General features: G+C 71.6%; 15 protein-coding genes and 1 riboswitch. Of the genes, 7 read left to right on the forward strand and 8 right to left on the reverse strand.

Translation table 11 applies throughout. The annotated features are described in order from the left end of the window. The first annotated feature begins 420 nt into the window (after nt 1-420). Complete coding sequence (locus ACFWI9_RS20590; RefSeq protein ID WP_387163962.1) at nt 421-1893, forward strand: phytoene desaturase family protein; 1473 nt, start codon at nt 421-423, stop codon at nt 1891-1893. A 127-nt stretch (nt 1894-2020) separates the two neighbouring features. Here the strand turns inward: ACFWI9_RS20590 and ACFWI9_RS20595 are convergent, their stop codons facing one another. The 6 genes from ACFWI9_RS20595 to ACFWI9_RS20620 form a co-directional block, all read right to left on the reverse strand. Next, complete coding sequence (locus ACFWI9_RS20595) at nt 2021-2821, reverse strand: hypothetical protein (protein ID WP_387163964.1); 801 nt, start codon at nt 2819-2821, stop codon at nt 2021-2023. Between the two features lie 52 nt (nt 2822-2873). Continuing rightward, nucleotides 2874-3803, reverse strand: coding sequence for a methylenetetrahydrofolate reductase [NAD(P)H] (gene metF, locus ACFWI9_RS20600; protein WP_387163966.1), 930 nt, complete (start codon nt 3801-3803; stop codon nt 2874-2876). A 64-nt stretch (nt 3804-3867) separates the two neighbouring features. After that, nucleotides 3868-4539 (reverse strand): thiamine phosphate synthase, encoded by a 672-nt coding sequence (gene thiE, locus ACFWI9_RS20605; RefSeq protein WP_387163968.1) that lies wholly within the window; start codon nt 4537-4539, stop codon nt 3868-3870. Between the two features lie 169 nt (nt 4540-4708). Then, nucleotides 4709-5074: an Rv2175c family DNA-binding protein gene (locus ACFWI9_RS20610; protein WP_387163969.1), complete on the reverse strand. Its 366-nt coding sequence runs from the start codon at nt 5072-5074 to the stop codon at nt 4709-4711. A gap of 43 nt (nt 5075-5117) precedes the next feature. Beyond that, nucleotides 5118-6368, reverse strand: coding sequence for an NAD(P)/FAD-dependent oxidoreductase (locus ACFWI9_RS20615; RefSeq protein ID WP_387164009.1), 1251 nt, complete (start codon nt 6366-6368; stop codon nt 5118-5120). A gap of 76 nt (nt 6369-6444) precedes the next feature. Then, nucleotides 6445-6846 (reverse strand): hypothetical protein, encoded by a 402-nt coding sequence (locus ACFWI9_RS20620; RefSeq protein WP_387163971.1) that lies wholly within the window; start codon nt 6844-6846, stop codon nt 6445-6447. Nucleotides 6847-6898: 52 nt separating this feature from the next. Next, a riboswitch (TPP riboswitch) is annotated at nt 6899-7012 on the forward strand. On the opposite strand from ACFWI9_RS20620, the gene thiO reads away from it, so the two are divergent. From thiO to ACFWI9_RS20645, 5 genes are all read left to right on the forward strand, one after another. Further along, the gene (thiO, locus tag ACFWI9_RS20625; RefSeq protein ID WP_387163972.1) at nt 7004-8206 is read left to right on the forward strand and encodes a glycine oxidase ThiO; all 1203 of its coding nucleotides are present in this window, start codon (nt 7004-7006) and stop codon (nt 8204-8206) included. It overlaps the preceding riboswitch by 9 nt. Further along, complete coding sequence (gene thiS / locus ACFWI9_RS20630; RefSeq protein WP_387163974.1) at nt 8203-8439, forward strand: sulfur carrier protein ThiS; 237 nt, start codon at nt 8203-8205, stop codon at nt 8437-8439. Before thiO ends, thiS begins: the two co-directional genes overlap by 4 nt. A gap of 8 nt (nt 8440-8447) precedes the next feature. Next, entirely contained in the window at nt 8448-9242 is a 795-nt protein-coding gene (locus ACFWI9_RS20635) for a thiazole synthase (RefSeq protein ID WP_387163975.1), read from the forward strand. A 429-nt stretch (nt 9243-9671) separates the two neighbouring features. After that, entirely contained in the window at nt 9672-11627 is a 1956-nt protein-coding gene (gene pknB, locus ACFWI9_RS20640; protein WP_387163976.1) for a Stk1 family PASTA domain-containing Ser/Thr kinase, read from the forward strand. Nucleotides 11628-11688: 61 nt separating this feature from the next. Next, nucleotides 11689-12543 (forward strand): deoxyribonuclease IV, encoded by an 855-nt coding sequence (locus ACFWI9_RS20645; RefSeq protein ID WP_387163978.1) that lies wholly within the window; start codon nt 11689-11691, stop codon nt 12541-12543. Between the two features lie 25 nt (nt 12544-12568). Here ACFWI9_RS20645 and ACFWI9_RS20650 read toward each other — a convergent pair whose 3' ends face one another. Then, complete coding sequence (locus ACFWI9_RS20650; RefSeq protein WP_387163980.1) at nt 12569-13201, reverse strand: sulfite oxidase-like oxidoreductase; 633 nt, start codon at nt 13199-13201, stop codon at nt 12569-12571. A gap of 156 nt (nt 13202-13357) precedes the next feature. Between ACFWI9_RS20650 and bfr the strand changes: the two genes are divergently transcribed. Next, the gene (bfr, locus tag ACFWI9_RS20655) at nt 13358-13837 is read left to right on the forward strand and encodes a bacterioferritin (protein ID WP_387163982.1); all 480 of its coding nucleotides are present in this window, start codon (nt 13358-13360) and stop codon (nt 13835-13837) included. 24 nt (nt 13838-13861) lie between these two features. Here the strand turns inward: bfr and ACFWI9_RS20660 are convergent, their stop codons facing one another. Further along, nucleotides 13862-14176 carry a bacterioferritin-associated ferredoxin gene (locus ACFWI9_RS20660; RefSeq protein WP_387163984.1) on the reverse strand — a complete coding sequence of 105 codons (315 nt, stop codon included), beginning with the start codon at nt 14174-14176 and terminating at the stop codon, nt 13862-13864. Nucleotides 14177-14417: the final 241 nt, after the last annotated feature.

Below are 14417 nucleotides of genomic sequence, written 5' to 3' on the forward strand. Positions count from 1 at the left end.
CACACCCACAAACACCAAAACCAACACACAACCCCCCACACCCACCCCACCCCGCCCCGCACAGCGCCCCCCCCCGCACCCCCCCCCCCCCCCCGCGTTTCCTCCGTTCCCCCGTCTCCCCCTGTTTTCCCCCGTCTCCCCGCGCTGTCCTTGCCCGGGACCGCTGATCCCCTGTCCCCCCGGCCCGGGCAACCCCCGATTCGGATCGGTACGCCGCGCCGTTCCGCCGCCCCGTGTCGGCGGTGCGGCGCCGCGTCTTCTCCGTGGCCCCCACTCTTCCTGCCGCGCGGGGGGCACCCCATCCGCGCGCCTACTCATCTCACGGCCTAGGTACGGATACTCAGAGGCCCGTGCTCATCCCCAGTCCGCTCCGGGGCACTGCCCGCGTCGATGTCAGTACCTGCCGATACAGTCCCTGACATGGCACGGATTGCGGTGATCGGCGCGGGGATGGGCGCCATGGCGGCGGCGGCGCGACTCGCGGTGGCAGGGCATCGGGTGGCTGTCCACGAGCGCTCGGGGACCTTCGGCGGTGCGGTGGGCGCGTTCGAGCGGGATGGCTTCGCATTCGACACGGGCCCCGGACTGCTGCACCTGCCTGCGGTGTACCGCGACCTGTTCCTCAAGACCGGCAAGCAGCCGCTGGAGAGCCGGATCGAGATGGCCCAGGTGGAGCCGGCGAGCCACCATCTCTTCGCCGACGGCACGTCGGTCTCCTTGCCGAACGCTTCGCGCGGCGGCGTCGTCGCCGCGTTGGACTCGGCGCTGGGTGCGGGGACCGGCGAGCGGTGGGGCGACTTCCTGAAGCGTGCCCGCGAGTGCTGGGATCGCTCGCGCCGCCCTCTGCTGGAGGAGCCGCTGTGGCCCAACTGGCAGGTGCTGGGTCGTGAGCCGTATCCGGCGCCGCGGCAGCGCCGGAGGCTGCGTGTCCGGCAGGCCGCCACACTGGCTCAGGTCGGTTCCTGGGAGCTGGCCGACCGGCGGCTCGGGGCCCTGCTCGACGCGTGCGCGCTGTCCTACGGGCTCGACCCGCGGCGGGTCCCCGCCAGTGCCGCCCTGCTCCCGTACATGGAGCACACGTTCGGCGCCTGGTACGTCCAGGGCGGAATGCGGGCCCTCGCACGGGCGGTGTACGAGCGCTGTCTGGAGCGCGGAGTGGAGTTCACCTTCGGCAGCGAGGTGACCGGAGTGCTCGAACGGGACGGCAGGGCGGTCGGCCTGGAGTTGGCCGGCGGCTCCACCGTCGAGGCGGACGAGGTGGTGGCGGCTGCCGGGCGCGGCGGGCTCGCCGGGCGGGAGTTGTGGCGGGACGGCGATGTACGGCCGGGCGCGACAGACCCGGATCCTGGCAGGTTCACGGTGTTGCTGGCGCTGCGCGGGGCCCGGGCCACGGGAGCCGCGCACCGGACCGTGGTGCACTCGCCCGATACGGCGGCCGAGGCCGCGGCGGTCTTCGGCGGTGGACCGGCCGAGCTGCCGACGGTCACCGTGCTGCGCCCGGACGACCCGACGACGCGTCCGGACCAGGACCATGAGGCGGTCACGCTGACCGCGACGGTCTCCGGCGATCCGGTCCACTGGTCTGACAAGGCGGTGCGGGAGCGCTGGGCGGACACGCTCCTCACCGCAGCGGAGCAGGTGATCCCGGACATAGGAGAGCGGCTGCTCTGGCGCGAGGTCCTCACCCCGGCGGAGACGGGCCGGGTCCGCCCGCCCGCGCTGGCAGGCGAGGGGGGCGCCTACCTCCGTCCATCGAACAGCACCCGCCTGGCCGGCCTCCACCTCGCGGGCGGCTGGTCCCACCCCGGCGGCGGACTGGCCCACGCGGGCATGTCGGGCGCGCTGGTGGCGGGCCTGATCGTGGAGGGTGAGGACTTCCGCGGCTCGCAGTGAGGCCTGCCTCGCGGTCTCGGGTCGGCACTCACGCGTGCCTCGGCGCCGTGTGGCCTCGCACCGCGCGGTGGGCGGGTTTCGCGGGTGTGCCGAACTCTCGAACCGCGCACGCCCCGCCGCGCGACGCTCAGTAGCGGTGCGGCCGGCCGTTCTCGTAGCCGTCGTGGTCGGGCTCCGTGTTCGGATAACCGTAGCCGTAGCCGTACGACTGCTGCGGTGCTTCGGCGCCATCGCGCTGCTGGGGCACCCAGACCCCGCCGGGCGGGGTCTCCTGGTAGCCCTGCTGTGTCGCGTACGGGTCTGCGTACTGCTGTGCGGCATAGGGATCGGGGTACGACGCGTAACCCGTGGTTCCCACGTACGGGTCGGAGTACGCGGCGTACTGCTGCTGACCCGCGCCGTAGTCGTACGCGTCCTGTGCCTGCGCGGCGGTCGGCTGCTCGTACGGGGAGCTGTAGTCGCCGTAGCCCGCGTAGACGCCGTACTGGCTCGTGTCATCCGGGAGCGGCATCGGCTCGTACACCGGCTCCACGCCCGCGCTCGGGTCATACGCTTCGTATGACTCCCCGGAACCCGCCTCGTACGAGAGGTCCGAGACCTCCAGGGTGGGCTCGCGTTCGGCCGCGGGGCCCGCGGCGGGACCGGATGCCTTGCGGCGGCGGCTTGAGCCAGGACTGCCCCCTATGGCCCAGCCGGTGGAGAACCCGCGCCGGAAGGACAGGGTGACGTAGGTCTGGCCGACCGCGAAGCACGCCGCGCCGAGCCCGATGACGATCACGTTCGGCAGCAGCACGCCCAGGACGACGCCGAGGAACCCGCCGAACGCGAGCAGGCGCCAGCGCAGCCGTGCCTTGTACTGGAGCAGCACCTCGCCCAGCAGCCAAAGCGCGACAATGCCGAACGCGATGTAGAGCGCCGTCCAGCCCATGCCCGCCCCTCCTCATCGGCCGCCGCCGCGGGGTGGTGGCGGGTGTGGCCGGTTACGACTGCTCGTGCAGTTGCTCGTGCAGTCCGAGATTCTCGTAGATCTCGAGTGTCGCCGTGGAGTTGTTCAGCGTAATGAAATGCAGCCCGGGGACACCCTGGGACAGCAGTCGTGCGCAGAACTCCGTCGCGAACTCGATGCCAATGGAGCGTACAGCGGCGGGATCGTCGGCGACCGCGCGCATCCTCTCCTCCAGGGCGGAAGGGAAGGTCGCATTGCTCAGCTGACTGAACCGCTCGATCTGCTTCACGCTGGTCACAGGCATGATCTCGGGAATGATCGGGGTCGAGCAGCCGGCCGCGGCGACTCGGTCACACAACCGGAAATAGTCGTCGGGATCGAAGAACATCTGGGTGATCGCATAGTCGGCGCCCGCCCGGCACTTGTCCACGAAGTGCCTGACGTCCGTGTCCCAGTCCGTGGATCGCGGATGCATCTCGGGAAAGGCGGCGACCCCGACGCAGAAGTCGCCGGCGTCCTTGATCAGCCGGACCAGGTCGGCGGCGTAGTCCAGGCCGTCCGCGTGCTTGATCCACTCGCCCATGGGGTCACCGGGCGGGTCACCTCGCAGGGCGAGCATGTTGCGGATGCCCGCATCGGCGAACTGGCCGATCATATTGCGCAGTTCGGCGACGGAGTGGCCCACGGCAGTGAGGTGGGCGACCGGGGTCAGAGTGCTGTCGGCAGCGATCTCCTGGGTGGCCTTGACCGTGCCGGACCGGGTCGAGCCCCCGGCGCCGTAGGTCACCGAGACAAAGCTCGGGCGCACCGCTTCGACCCTGCGCAGCGCGTTCCAGAGGTTGCGCTCGCCTTTTTCCGTCTTGGGCGCCCAGAACTCAAAGGAGTACGAGGTCTTGCCGGTCGCCAGCAGTTCGCGCACGGTATGGGCGCGATCAGTCCTGGTCGAAGCTGTGCCAAGGGCCATATTCGCAGGTTAGCCGGGGCCACCGAGGTGCCCAACCGTTGTCCAGCTATCGGACAGGGAACCTTCACATTCGGCCTAGAGCCGTCTGATTCCCGTATCCACGTATCCGCATGCTGAGATCTGCCGCCGCCGCTCCCGGGTCGTCGGCCTCGGTGACCGCCCGGACGACCACGACGCGGCGGGCCCCGGCCTCGAGCACCTGCTCCAGGTTGCCCGCGTCGATACCCCCGATCGCGAACCAGGGGCGGTCCTGCGGGAGCGTGGCCGTGTAACGCACCAGGTCGAGCCCGGGCGCCGGGCGGCCCGGCTTGGTGGGGGTGGGCCAGCAGGGCCCTGTGCAGTAGTAGTCGACGCCCGGCTGCACGGCCGCCGCGGCGGCCTCCTCCGGGGAATGGGTGGAACGCCCGATGAGCACATCGCCCCCGAGGATGCCCCGGGCCGCCGGGACCGGCAGGTCACCCTGGCCCAGGTGCAGCACGTCGGAACCGATGGCATGGGCGACGTCGGCCCGGTCGTTGACCGCGAGCAGCTTGCCGTGGCGGCGGCAGGCGTCGGCGAAGACGGCGAGGTGGTCAAGCTCCTCACCGGCTTCCATGCCCTTGTCCCGCAGCTGCACGATGTCCACCCCGGAGGACAGCACGGCGTCCAGGAACTGGGGGAGGTCCCCCTGGCGCCTGCGGGCGTCGGTGCAGAGATAGAGCCGGGCGTCGGAAAGACGCGCGCGAGCGGTGGACATGGGCTGTTCCCCCGTGGCTGGTTGGCAGGTTCGGCATGGCGGACGGCGGATGGCATCGGCGGATGGGAGACCGCAGGCGGTGTACGGAGCCGGATCCGCCGGGCGCGTGTCTGCCCGGCGGCCGGTCCGTACACCGATGCCGCTGAGATGTATCCGCTGGATCAGGAGGTCAGACGGCGAGCGCCTGGGCCCGGCGCTTCACCTCCGTGCCGCGATTCTCTGCGAGCGCCTCGGCGGGGGTGCCCGGCAGGGTGGGGTCAGGAGTGAAGAGCCACTCCAGCATCTCTTCGTCGGTGAAGCCGTCGTCCCTCAGAAGCGTCAAGGTGCCGGTGAGGCCCTTGACCACCTTGTCGCCGTTGATGAAGGCGGCCGGCACCTGAAGTGTCCGGTTCTCACCGCGGCGCACGGCGATCAGCTGGCCCTCCTTGACGAGCTGGCGCACACGCGTCACCTCGACGTCGAGCATTTCCGCGATGTCCGGCAGGTGGAGCCAGGCGGGGACGAGGGCATCGATCTTTGCGTCAATCTCGGTCACAGGACAAGCCTGCCATCCCGCACTGACAGTCGGTAGCCGGGCCCTATGCGACTGCCGCCTTCAGGGGGACCCCGGGGTCCGCCGCACGGGCGGGGTCGAGCCGTGCGCCCGCCTCGATGAGTCGGCGGCCCTGGGTCACGTCGCGCGGCCTGCCGACCGCCAGCACGGCGGCCAGCACGCCGTGCCGGCCGCTGTCCTCCGATCTCAGCCAGAGCACGGACCAACCGGAACCCGATGCCGGGTCACCCCGCCAAACGAGTGTTCCGGCGCCCTCGTGGTGGCCCGCGTACTGCACGAAGCGCCCGAACTGCTCGGACCAGAAGTACGGCACAGGGTCGTAGCTGAGCGGCGGCTCGCCCCGCATGTCGCGCAGCACGTTGGCGGCGACCGTACGCGGGCCCTGGAGGGCGTTGTCCCAGTGGTGGACGAGGAGCCGCCTGCCGTAGCGCCGTGAGGGGAAGGAGGCGCAGTCGCCTACCGCGTACACATCGGGGAGCGAGGTGCGAAGTCGTTCGTCTGCGGTGACCGAGCCGTCGGCCCCGAGGGCGACGCCCGAGCCGGCGAGCCAGCGGGTCGCCGGACGCGCACCGATGCCCACGACCACCGCCCCGGCAGTCAGCCGCCTGCCTCCCGCGCCCACGGCGTCGGTCCCACCGCCGGTTTCGGCACCGGCCCCGGCGCTCTCGGCGAGGACGACCGCCCCGGGCTCGACCGCGGCGACCCGTGCCCCGGTGATGAGGGAGGCACCGCTCTCCGCGTACCACTCGGCCATCGGTGCGGTCACCTCGGCCGGGAGGGCGCCCGCGAGAGGCCGGTCGGCCGCCTCCACCACGGTGACCGCGCAACCGGCCTGGCGGGCGGCGGTGGCGAACTCCGCCCCGATCCAGCCGGCTCCGACGACGACGATGTCGTGCTTGTGCTCCAGCACCGGGCGCAGCCGCCGCGCGTCGTCCAGCGTGCGCAGCAGGTGGACGCCCTTGACGCCTTCGGCGCCCGGCAGGGTGAGAGGTTCGGCGCCGGTGGCGATCACCAGGGTGTCGTACGGCACGGGGCCCGCCTCGGTGTCGAGCTCATGGGCGTCCGGCCGCAGTCCGCTGACCTCGCGGCCGAGGTGGAGTCCGACACCGAGCCCCTCGAAGTCGACGTCGAGCGCGGATCCCTCCGCGTTCCCGAGCAACACGGCCTTGGAGAGGGGAGGCCGGTCGTAGGGCTGGTGCGGCTCGGCGCCGATCAGGGTGAGGCTGCCGGTGAAGCCCTGTTCGCGCAGGGCGACCGCGGTCTGGACCCCGGCCATGCCGGCCCCGGCGATGACGACCCGGCGGTGTGTGGTGTGCTCGTTCACCGGACCAGCCTAGTCTTCTGACGACCCGTCAGGAAGAATGGGCCGACCGGCACCCCGGCACCCCGGCCGCCGCGAGCCCGGCCGGGCTCGGCGCGGAGAGCTCTTCGACGACACTCGTACCGCGGCCCTCCTGGGACTCCCACTCCCACGCCTCCTCCAGCCGCACCCGCCCGTCCGGGAGTTGGACCACCGTGGAGACGCAGTGCCCGGAAGACGTCGTTCCGTCCTCCTTCAGCTGGACGTAGCGGAAGTCCAGCCGGTCGCCGTCGCGAGTGCCGACGAGATGCCCTCGCACCACGTCGCCGCCCGCGTAGTCGGCCCAGATCCGGCCGTCCCGCTCGTGATAGGCGAACCGGGTCCGGGTGCCCACCTGGCCCGGCGCCTGGTCCGCGACGGGGGCGAGTACGAGTCCGTCGAGCGAGCGGGCCATAGTGCGGGCTCCCTTACTGCGCGTTGCCGGCCGGAGTTAGGCTGACCACCGTACTGCTACTCGCGGGAGCCCGGCCGCACCGGGCTGAGAGGGAGGCTGAGGCGGCCTCCGACCGTACGAACCTGATCCGGGTCATGCCGGCGAAGGGAGGGTCCGGATGCCCGTGCATCCGCGGACGTCCGCTGACGTCCTGGTCATCGGGGGCGGAATCATCGGCCTGGTCACGGCCTGGCGGGCGGCGCAGCGCGGACTGCGCACGGTGCTCGCCGACCCCGACCCGGGCGGCGGGGCCGCGCGGGTCGCCGCCGGGATGCTCGCCGCCGTCACCGAACTGCACTACGGCGAGGAGACGCTCCTCGGCCTCAATCTCGCCTCCGCCCGGCGCTATCCGGACTTCGCGGCCGAACTGGAGGAGGCGAGCGGGCAGGACACCGGCTACCGCGCCTGCGGCACCCTCGCGGTCGCGCTGGACGCGGACGACCGGGCCCATCTGCGGGAGCTGCACGGGCTTCAGCGCCGTTGCGGTCTTGAGTCGGTGTGGCTCACCGGGCGGGACTGCCGCCGCCTCGAACCGATGCTCGCCCCCGGGGTCAGGGGCGGGCTGCGGGTGGACGGCGACCATCAGATCGACCCGCGGCGGCTGGCGAGTGCGCTGCTGGTGGCCTGCGAGCGGGCGGGTGTGGTCTTCCACCGCGCGTTCGCGGTCAGGCTCAAGGTCAAAGGCGACCGTGCCACCGGTGCGCTGCTCGGCTCACCCGGCGCGCCGGCCGGCGAAGGCCCCGCCGACGCGCATGAGGTGGACGCGGACCAGGTGGTGCTGGCCGCGGGCAGTCACAGCGGCCGGCTGGCCGGTGTGCCCGACGAGATCCTGCCGCCGGTGCGCCCGGTGAAGGGGCAGGTGCTGCGGCTTACGGTGCCGGCCCCGCGCGCCCCGTTCCTGTCGCGGACCGTACGGGCCGTGGTGCGGGGCAGCCAGGTGTATCTCGTGCCCCGCGCGAACGGCGAGCTGGTCGTGGGCGCGACCAGCGAGGAACTCGGCTGGGACACCACGGTCACGGCCGGCGGGGTGTACGAGCTGCTGCGCGACGCCCATGAGCTGGTGCCGGGCATCACCGAGCTACCGCTCACCGAGACCCGCGCGGGGCTGCGCCCCGGCTCACCCGACAACGCGCCGCTGCTCGGGCCCACCGAACTGCCCGGACTGCTGCTCGCCACCGGGCACTACCGCAACGGCGTGCTGCTCACCCCGGTGACCGGTGACGCGCTGGCCGACGCCCTGGTCACCGGGGAACTGCCGGAAGAGGCCCGCCCCTTCACCCCCCAACGCTTCTCCCCCGCGCGCCAGGAGGCGTCCGTATGAACCGCACGAGCACGACGGGCACACCCGTGAAGCCGACCGTCTCCGTCAACGGGGAGCCCCGGGTGATCGCGGCCGGTACGACCCTTGACGCGCTGGTGGCGACGCTGACCACTGCGCCCTCCGGGGTCGCCGCCGCCGTGAACGAGGAGGTCGTCCCGCGCGGCGAATGGCAAGTGACGGCACTCGGTGAAGGCGACCGGGTGGAGATCCTCACCGCGGTGCAGGGCGGGTGACCGGGTCCATGGCGGATGACCGTTTCACTCTGGGCGGGGTGGAGTTCTCGTCCCGGCTGATCATGGGTACGGGCGGGGCCCCGAGTCTCGACATGCTGGAGCGGGCGCTGGTCGCCAGCGGTACGGAGCTGACGACCGTGGCGATGCGCCGGCTGGACCCGACGGTGCGGGGCTCCGTCCTGTCAGTGCTGGACCGGCTGGGCATCCGGGTGCTGCCGAACACCGCGGGCTGCTTCACGGCCGGCGAGGCGGTGCTCACGGCACGGCTGGCGCGGGAGGCGCTGGGCACGCACTGGATCAAGCTGGAGGTGGTCGCCGACGAGCGCACCCTGCTGCCGGATCCGGTGGAGTTGCTGGACGCCGCTGAGGTGCTGGTGGACGACGGGTTCCTCGTGCTGCCGTACACCAACGACGATCCGGTGCTCGCCCGGAAGCTGGAGGATGTCGGCTGTGCGGCGATCATGCCACTGGGCTCCCCGATCGGCTCCGGGCTCGGCATCCGCAACCCGCACAATTTCCAGCTCATCACCGAGCGGGCCGGTGTCCCGGTGATCCTGGACGCCGGGGCGGGCACTGCGTCGGACGCCGCGCTGGCGATGGAGCTGGGCTGCTCGGCTGTGATGCTCGCCTCCGCCGTCACCCGGGCGCAGGAGCCCGTGCTGATGGCCGCGGCGATGCGCCACGCGGTCGAGGCGGGCCGCCTGGCGCACCGCGCGGGCAGGATTCCGCGCCGCCACTTCGCCCAGGCGTCCTCCCCGGTCGAAGGGCTCGCGGCGCTGGACCCGGAACGCCCGGCCTTCTGAGCCGGCTGGGAAGGCGCGCCGGCCCGGGTCCTGTGTCCGGACGACTGCGACGAGCCCCCCGGACCCAGCCCCGGGTCCGGGGGGTGTCAGGCCCGGATCCGGGGCGTCACGGCACGGCGGGGTATCCCCCCGGGTGGCCGAGCGCCCACAGGGCGCGGGGCGCCGGCTGAAGGCCGGGAGGGAGCGCCCTGGACTCACGCTCGATACGCCCGGAACCCGGTTCGCACCCGGGAGGGTCCACCCGCACCCCGGAGGTGGCCGGGAAAGGCCGTGGCGGGTCTCGCGGCTGGCGGGATCGGCCTGGACCGGGCCCGCTGCTACCCAGCGGGCAGGCTTCCACTCCCGGTGCGTCACAGCCGCGCTGCAGTACGGTGCCGGGGGCGGTCCTGGGGGAGAACGCTCCCCCGTACGGCTCGTAGACTCGCCTGCGTGGATACGACCCTTCAGGACCCCCTTGTCGGGCAGCTGCTCGACGGCCGCTACCGCGTCGACGCGCGTATCGCCGTCGGTGGGATGGCCACGGTCTACCGGGCCGTGGACATCCGGCTCGACCGGGTGCTCGCCCTCAAGGTGATGCACCCGGAGCTCGCCGCGGACGCGTCCTTCGTGGAGCGCTTCATCCGTGAGGCGAAGTCCGTGGCCCGGCTGTCCCACCCCAATGTGGTGGGGGTGTTCGACCAGGGCGCGCAGGGCGCGTACGTCTATCTGGCGATGGAGTACGTGCCCGGGTGCAATCTGCGTGATGTGCTTCGGGAGCGGGGCGCGCTCCAGCCGCGGGCCGCGCTGGACATCCTGGAGCCGGTGCTCGCGGCCCTCGGGGCGGCGCACCGGGCCGGGTTCGTGCACCGCGACATGAAGCCGGAGAACGTACTCATAGGCGACGACGGCCGGGTCAAAGTCGCCGATTTCGGTCTGGTCAGGGCCGTGGGCTCGGTGACGAACACCACAGGCTCGGTGCTCGGGACCGTGTCGTATCTCGCACCGGAGCAGATCGAGTCGGGTACCGCCGGGACCCAGGCGGATGTGTACGCCTGCGGGGTGGTGCTCTACGAGATGCTGACCGGTGCCAAACCGCACACCGGGGACTCCCCGGCCCAGGTCCTCTACCAGCATCTGAACGAGGACGTGCCCGCCCCGTCCGCCGCCGTACCGGGGCTGCCCGCCGAACTGGACGAGCTGGTGGCCGCCGCCACCGGCCGCGACCCCCAGGCACGCCCAGCCGACGCGGTGGCGCTGCTTGCCCGCACCCGGGAGGCGCGCGCCGCCCTCAGCGACGCTCAGCTCGACGCCGTACCGCCGCAGTCCAGGACCACGCGGCACGACGGCGCGGACGACCGGACGAGCGTGATCCCGCGCGCGGTGCCGTCAGGACAGGTTCCGGCGCGGCCCGGCGCGGCGGAGCACGGGAACGAACACCACGGGGCCGTCGAGCACACCAGCCGCCTGGTGCTGCCGGCCGATGCCCCGGAGGGCTTCGCGCCGTCGCGTCCGCGGCGCCCCCGACAGGGAGTGCTCGCTGCGGTCGTGGCCGTGCTACTGCTGCTCGGCGTCGGCACCGGGGTCTGGTACGTCAACTCCGGGCAGTTCACCCGGGTGCCCTCCGTGCTCGGCAAGACCGAGGCGGAGGCGAGGAAGCGCCTCACCGACGCCGGACTCGACGTCGAGCCGTCCAGGAAGGACTACAGCGAGGTCTACGAGCGCGGCACCGTCATGGCCGTCGACCCCGAGCAGGGCAAGCGCATCCGGCAGAACGGTTCGGTGACGCTGGTGATCTCACGGGGTCCCGAGATCGTCGAGATCCCCAAGCTGGAGGGGTTGAGTCTCGCCGACGCGCGCAGTGCCCTGCGCAAGGCCGGTCTGGCTCCGGGCGTGGTCACCAGGGAGTTCGACGAGGACGCCGCGCAGGGCACGGTCACCGGCTCGGATCCGGTGACCGGCACCGGTGTGCGCCCGGACTCCGCGGTCGCGCTGGTCGTCAGCAAGGGCGCGCCGATCGACGCCCCGGGGGTCGTCGGCGAAACCGTGGACGACGCCACGGCCGCGCTGGAGAAGGCGGGGCTGAAGGTCAGAATCGCTCCCCAGCGGGTCCACTCCCCCGAGGAGGCCGGTACGGTCGCCGTGCAGTCCCCGGCGGAGGGCGGCCGGCTGGCCGCGGGAGACACCGTCACGCTCACCGTCTCCAAGGGCCCGCGCATGCTCGAGGTGCCGGACGTCACCGGCGACGATGTCGACTCGGCGACCAGCGAGCTCGAAAGGGCCGGATTCAAGGTGAAGGTCGAGCGGAGCTTCCCGTTCCTGGGCACAGAGGTCGAGAGCCAGTCCGTGGCCGGGGGCGGGCAGGCGCCAGAGGGCAGCACCATCACCATCAAGACCAAGGGCCTCTGAGAATCCGAGAATCAGAGAAACCATAGGAACCAGAGAATCCGCGAAAGGTGTCCGAGCGACCATGCACAATCCCGTCGGCGCCCATGTACCCGTGGCCGGCGGTCTGGCCAGGACCGGCTTGGCTTACGCGCGCGAGATCGGCGCCGAGGCCGTCCAGGTCTTCGTGGCCAATCCGCGCGGCTGGGCCACACCGCCCGGGAACCCCTCGCAGGACGAACGCTTCCGCGCCGAGTGCGCGGACGAGGGCATACCGGTGTTCGTCCACGCGCCGTATCTGATCAACTTCGGTTCGCACACTCCGGCGACCGCCGAGAAGTCGGTGGAGTCGATGAGGCACTCACTGCGCCGCGGCCGGGAGATCGGCGCGCTGGGCGTGGTGGTGCACACCGGTTCGGCCACCGGGGGCCGTCCGCGCGAGGTGGCCCTGCGGCAGGTCCGCGAGCTGGTCCTGCCGCTGCTGGACGAGCTGACACACGACGACGATCCCCCGCTGCTGCTGGAGTCCACCGCCGGTCAGGGATTCTCGCTCTGCTCCGCCGTCGAGGACCTCGGGCCGTACTTCTCGGCGCTGGACGCCCATCCGAAGCTGGGCGTCTGCCTGGACACCTGCCATGTCTTCGCCGCCGGGCACGACCTGGGCGCGCCGGGCGGGGTCAAGGAGACCCTGGATCTGCTGGTGGACACGGTGGGCGAGGGACGGCTGAGGCTGATCCACGCCAATGACTCCAAGGAGCCGGGGGGCTCGCACCGGGACCGGCACGCGAACATCGGCGCTGGTCATATCGGCGACGAGGCGTTCCGGGAGCTGATGGCGCATCCGGCCGCCGACGGGGTGCCGCTGGTCATCGAGACCCCGGGTCCGCAGGACGCCTACGCGGCGGATGTGGCGCGGCTGAAGGGCCTGCGCCTGCCCTGACCGGGCTCCTCCGGTCGGCACCTCGTCAGAGCTCGGGACCGTCCCCCGGCTCCTCCTGGTAGGAGTAGCGCTGCTCCCGCCAGGGATCGCCGAGGTTGTGATAGCCCCGCTCCTCCCAGAAGCCGCGGCGGTCGGCGGTCATGTACTCCACGCCCCGCACCCACTTCGGGCCCTTCCAGGCGTACAGATGCGGTACGACGAGTCGCAGTGGGAAGCCGTGCTCGGCTGTGAGCAGCTCACCGTCCTTGTGGGTGGCGAAGATCGTACGGTCGGCAAGGAAGTCGGCGAGCCGCAGATTGGCGCTGTAGCCGTACTCGGCCCAGACCATGACATGGGTGACGGACGGAGCGGGCGGGGCGAGCTCGACGATCGTCCGGGCGGGTACGCCACCCCATTCGGCCCCCAGCATGCTGAACTTCGTCACGCAGTGCAGATCGGCCACGATCGTCGCGAACGGCAGGGCCGAGAAGTCCTCGTGGTTCCAGCAGCGCTTCTCGCCGTCCACCGTGGCGCCGAACACCCGGAACTCCCAGCGGTCCGACTTGAACTTGGGGACGGGCCCGTAGTGGGTGACGGGCCAGCCACGCTGCAATCGCTGCCCCGGAGGTAGTCCGGACTGTTCGGACTCGCGTATCTCCCGGCTCTCCGGCTGACCCATGTCATCCATGGTGACAGACCGGGAGGGGTGGTCATGACCAGGTCTGGGCCGATTCGGGCAACTCCTACTAAGCGTGCACTTACTGGACGGCCATGGATCACGGTGCGAGGATGCGCCCATCCTGCCCCAGTCACACGCGCGGAAGGAGCCTCTGCGATGCAGGGCGACCCTGAGGTCATCGAGTTCCTCAATGAGCAGCTGACCGCCGAATTGACCGCGATCAACCAGTACTTCCTGCACGCGAAGATGCAGGAGAACTTCGGCTGGACAAAGCTCGCCAAGTACACCCGGGCCGAGTCGTTCGACGAGATGAAGCACGCGGAGGTGCTCACCGACCGGATCCTGTTCCTGGACGGCCTGCCGAACTACCAGCGGCTCTTCCACGTACGGATCGGGCAGACCGTCACCGAGATGTTCCAGGCCGACCGGCAGGTCGAGGTCGAGGCCATCGACCGGCTGCGGCGCGGGATCGAGATCATGCGGAGCAAGGGCGACATCACGTCGGCCAATATCTTCGAGTCGATCCTGGCGGACGAGGAGCACCACATCGACTATCTCGACACCCAGCTCGAACTGGTCGAGAAGCTCGGAGAGCCGCTGTACATCGCCCAGCTGATCGAGCAGCCCGAGAGCTGATCGAGCCCGGGGAGCGCGGCGGGCTCAGGCCGCTTCGGGCAGAGCCTGCGGGTACTCCGGCGCCGGTGCCGGCAGCTCGACGGCGGACGTGTCGTCGTCCGAGTCGGCACGCGAAGCGTCAGGGCCGACGGACAGCGCGGCGACGCTGTCGCCCTTCTCGAGGAGCTCCCGGCGGGGGCACGCACCACGGCCGAGGATTCCCTGGATCCGCCGGACGCACGAACCGCAGTCCGTGCCGGCCTTGGAGACCGAGGCGATCTGGCGGGGGGTGCAGGCACCGGCCTCCGCGTGCTCCTTGACCTGCTTCTCGGTGATGCCGAAGCACGAGCAGACGTACACGCGGGTTCACCTCCCGATGGATCGGATCGTCGGATCGGATGGATGTCAGATCGATAGCGCCGCCGTCCCGATGATCGGTGAGGCTAACCTAACCTTACCCGCCGCCCATGGGTGGCAAAAGCCCGGATGCGACTGTGGGGGGGGGGGGGGGAAGAAGACCCCGCCCCCCCCCCAAGCCGGGTGGGGCGCGCGCGCCCCCCCCCCCGGGGGGCCCCGCGCCCCCCCAACAAAGGGGGGGAAC

The sequence above is a fragment of the Streptomyces sp. NPDC127084 genome (assembly GCF_042724175.1).
Classification (GTDB): domain Bacteria; phylum Actinomycetota; class Actinomycetes; order Streptomycetales; family Streptomycetaceae; genus Streptomyces.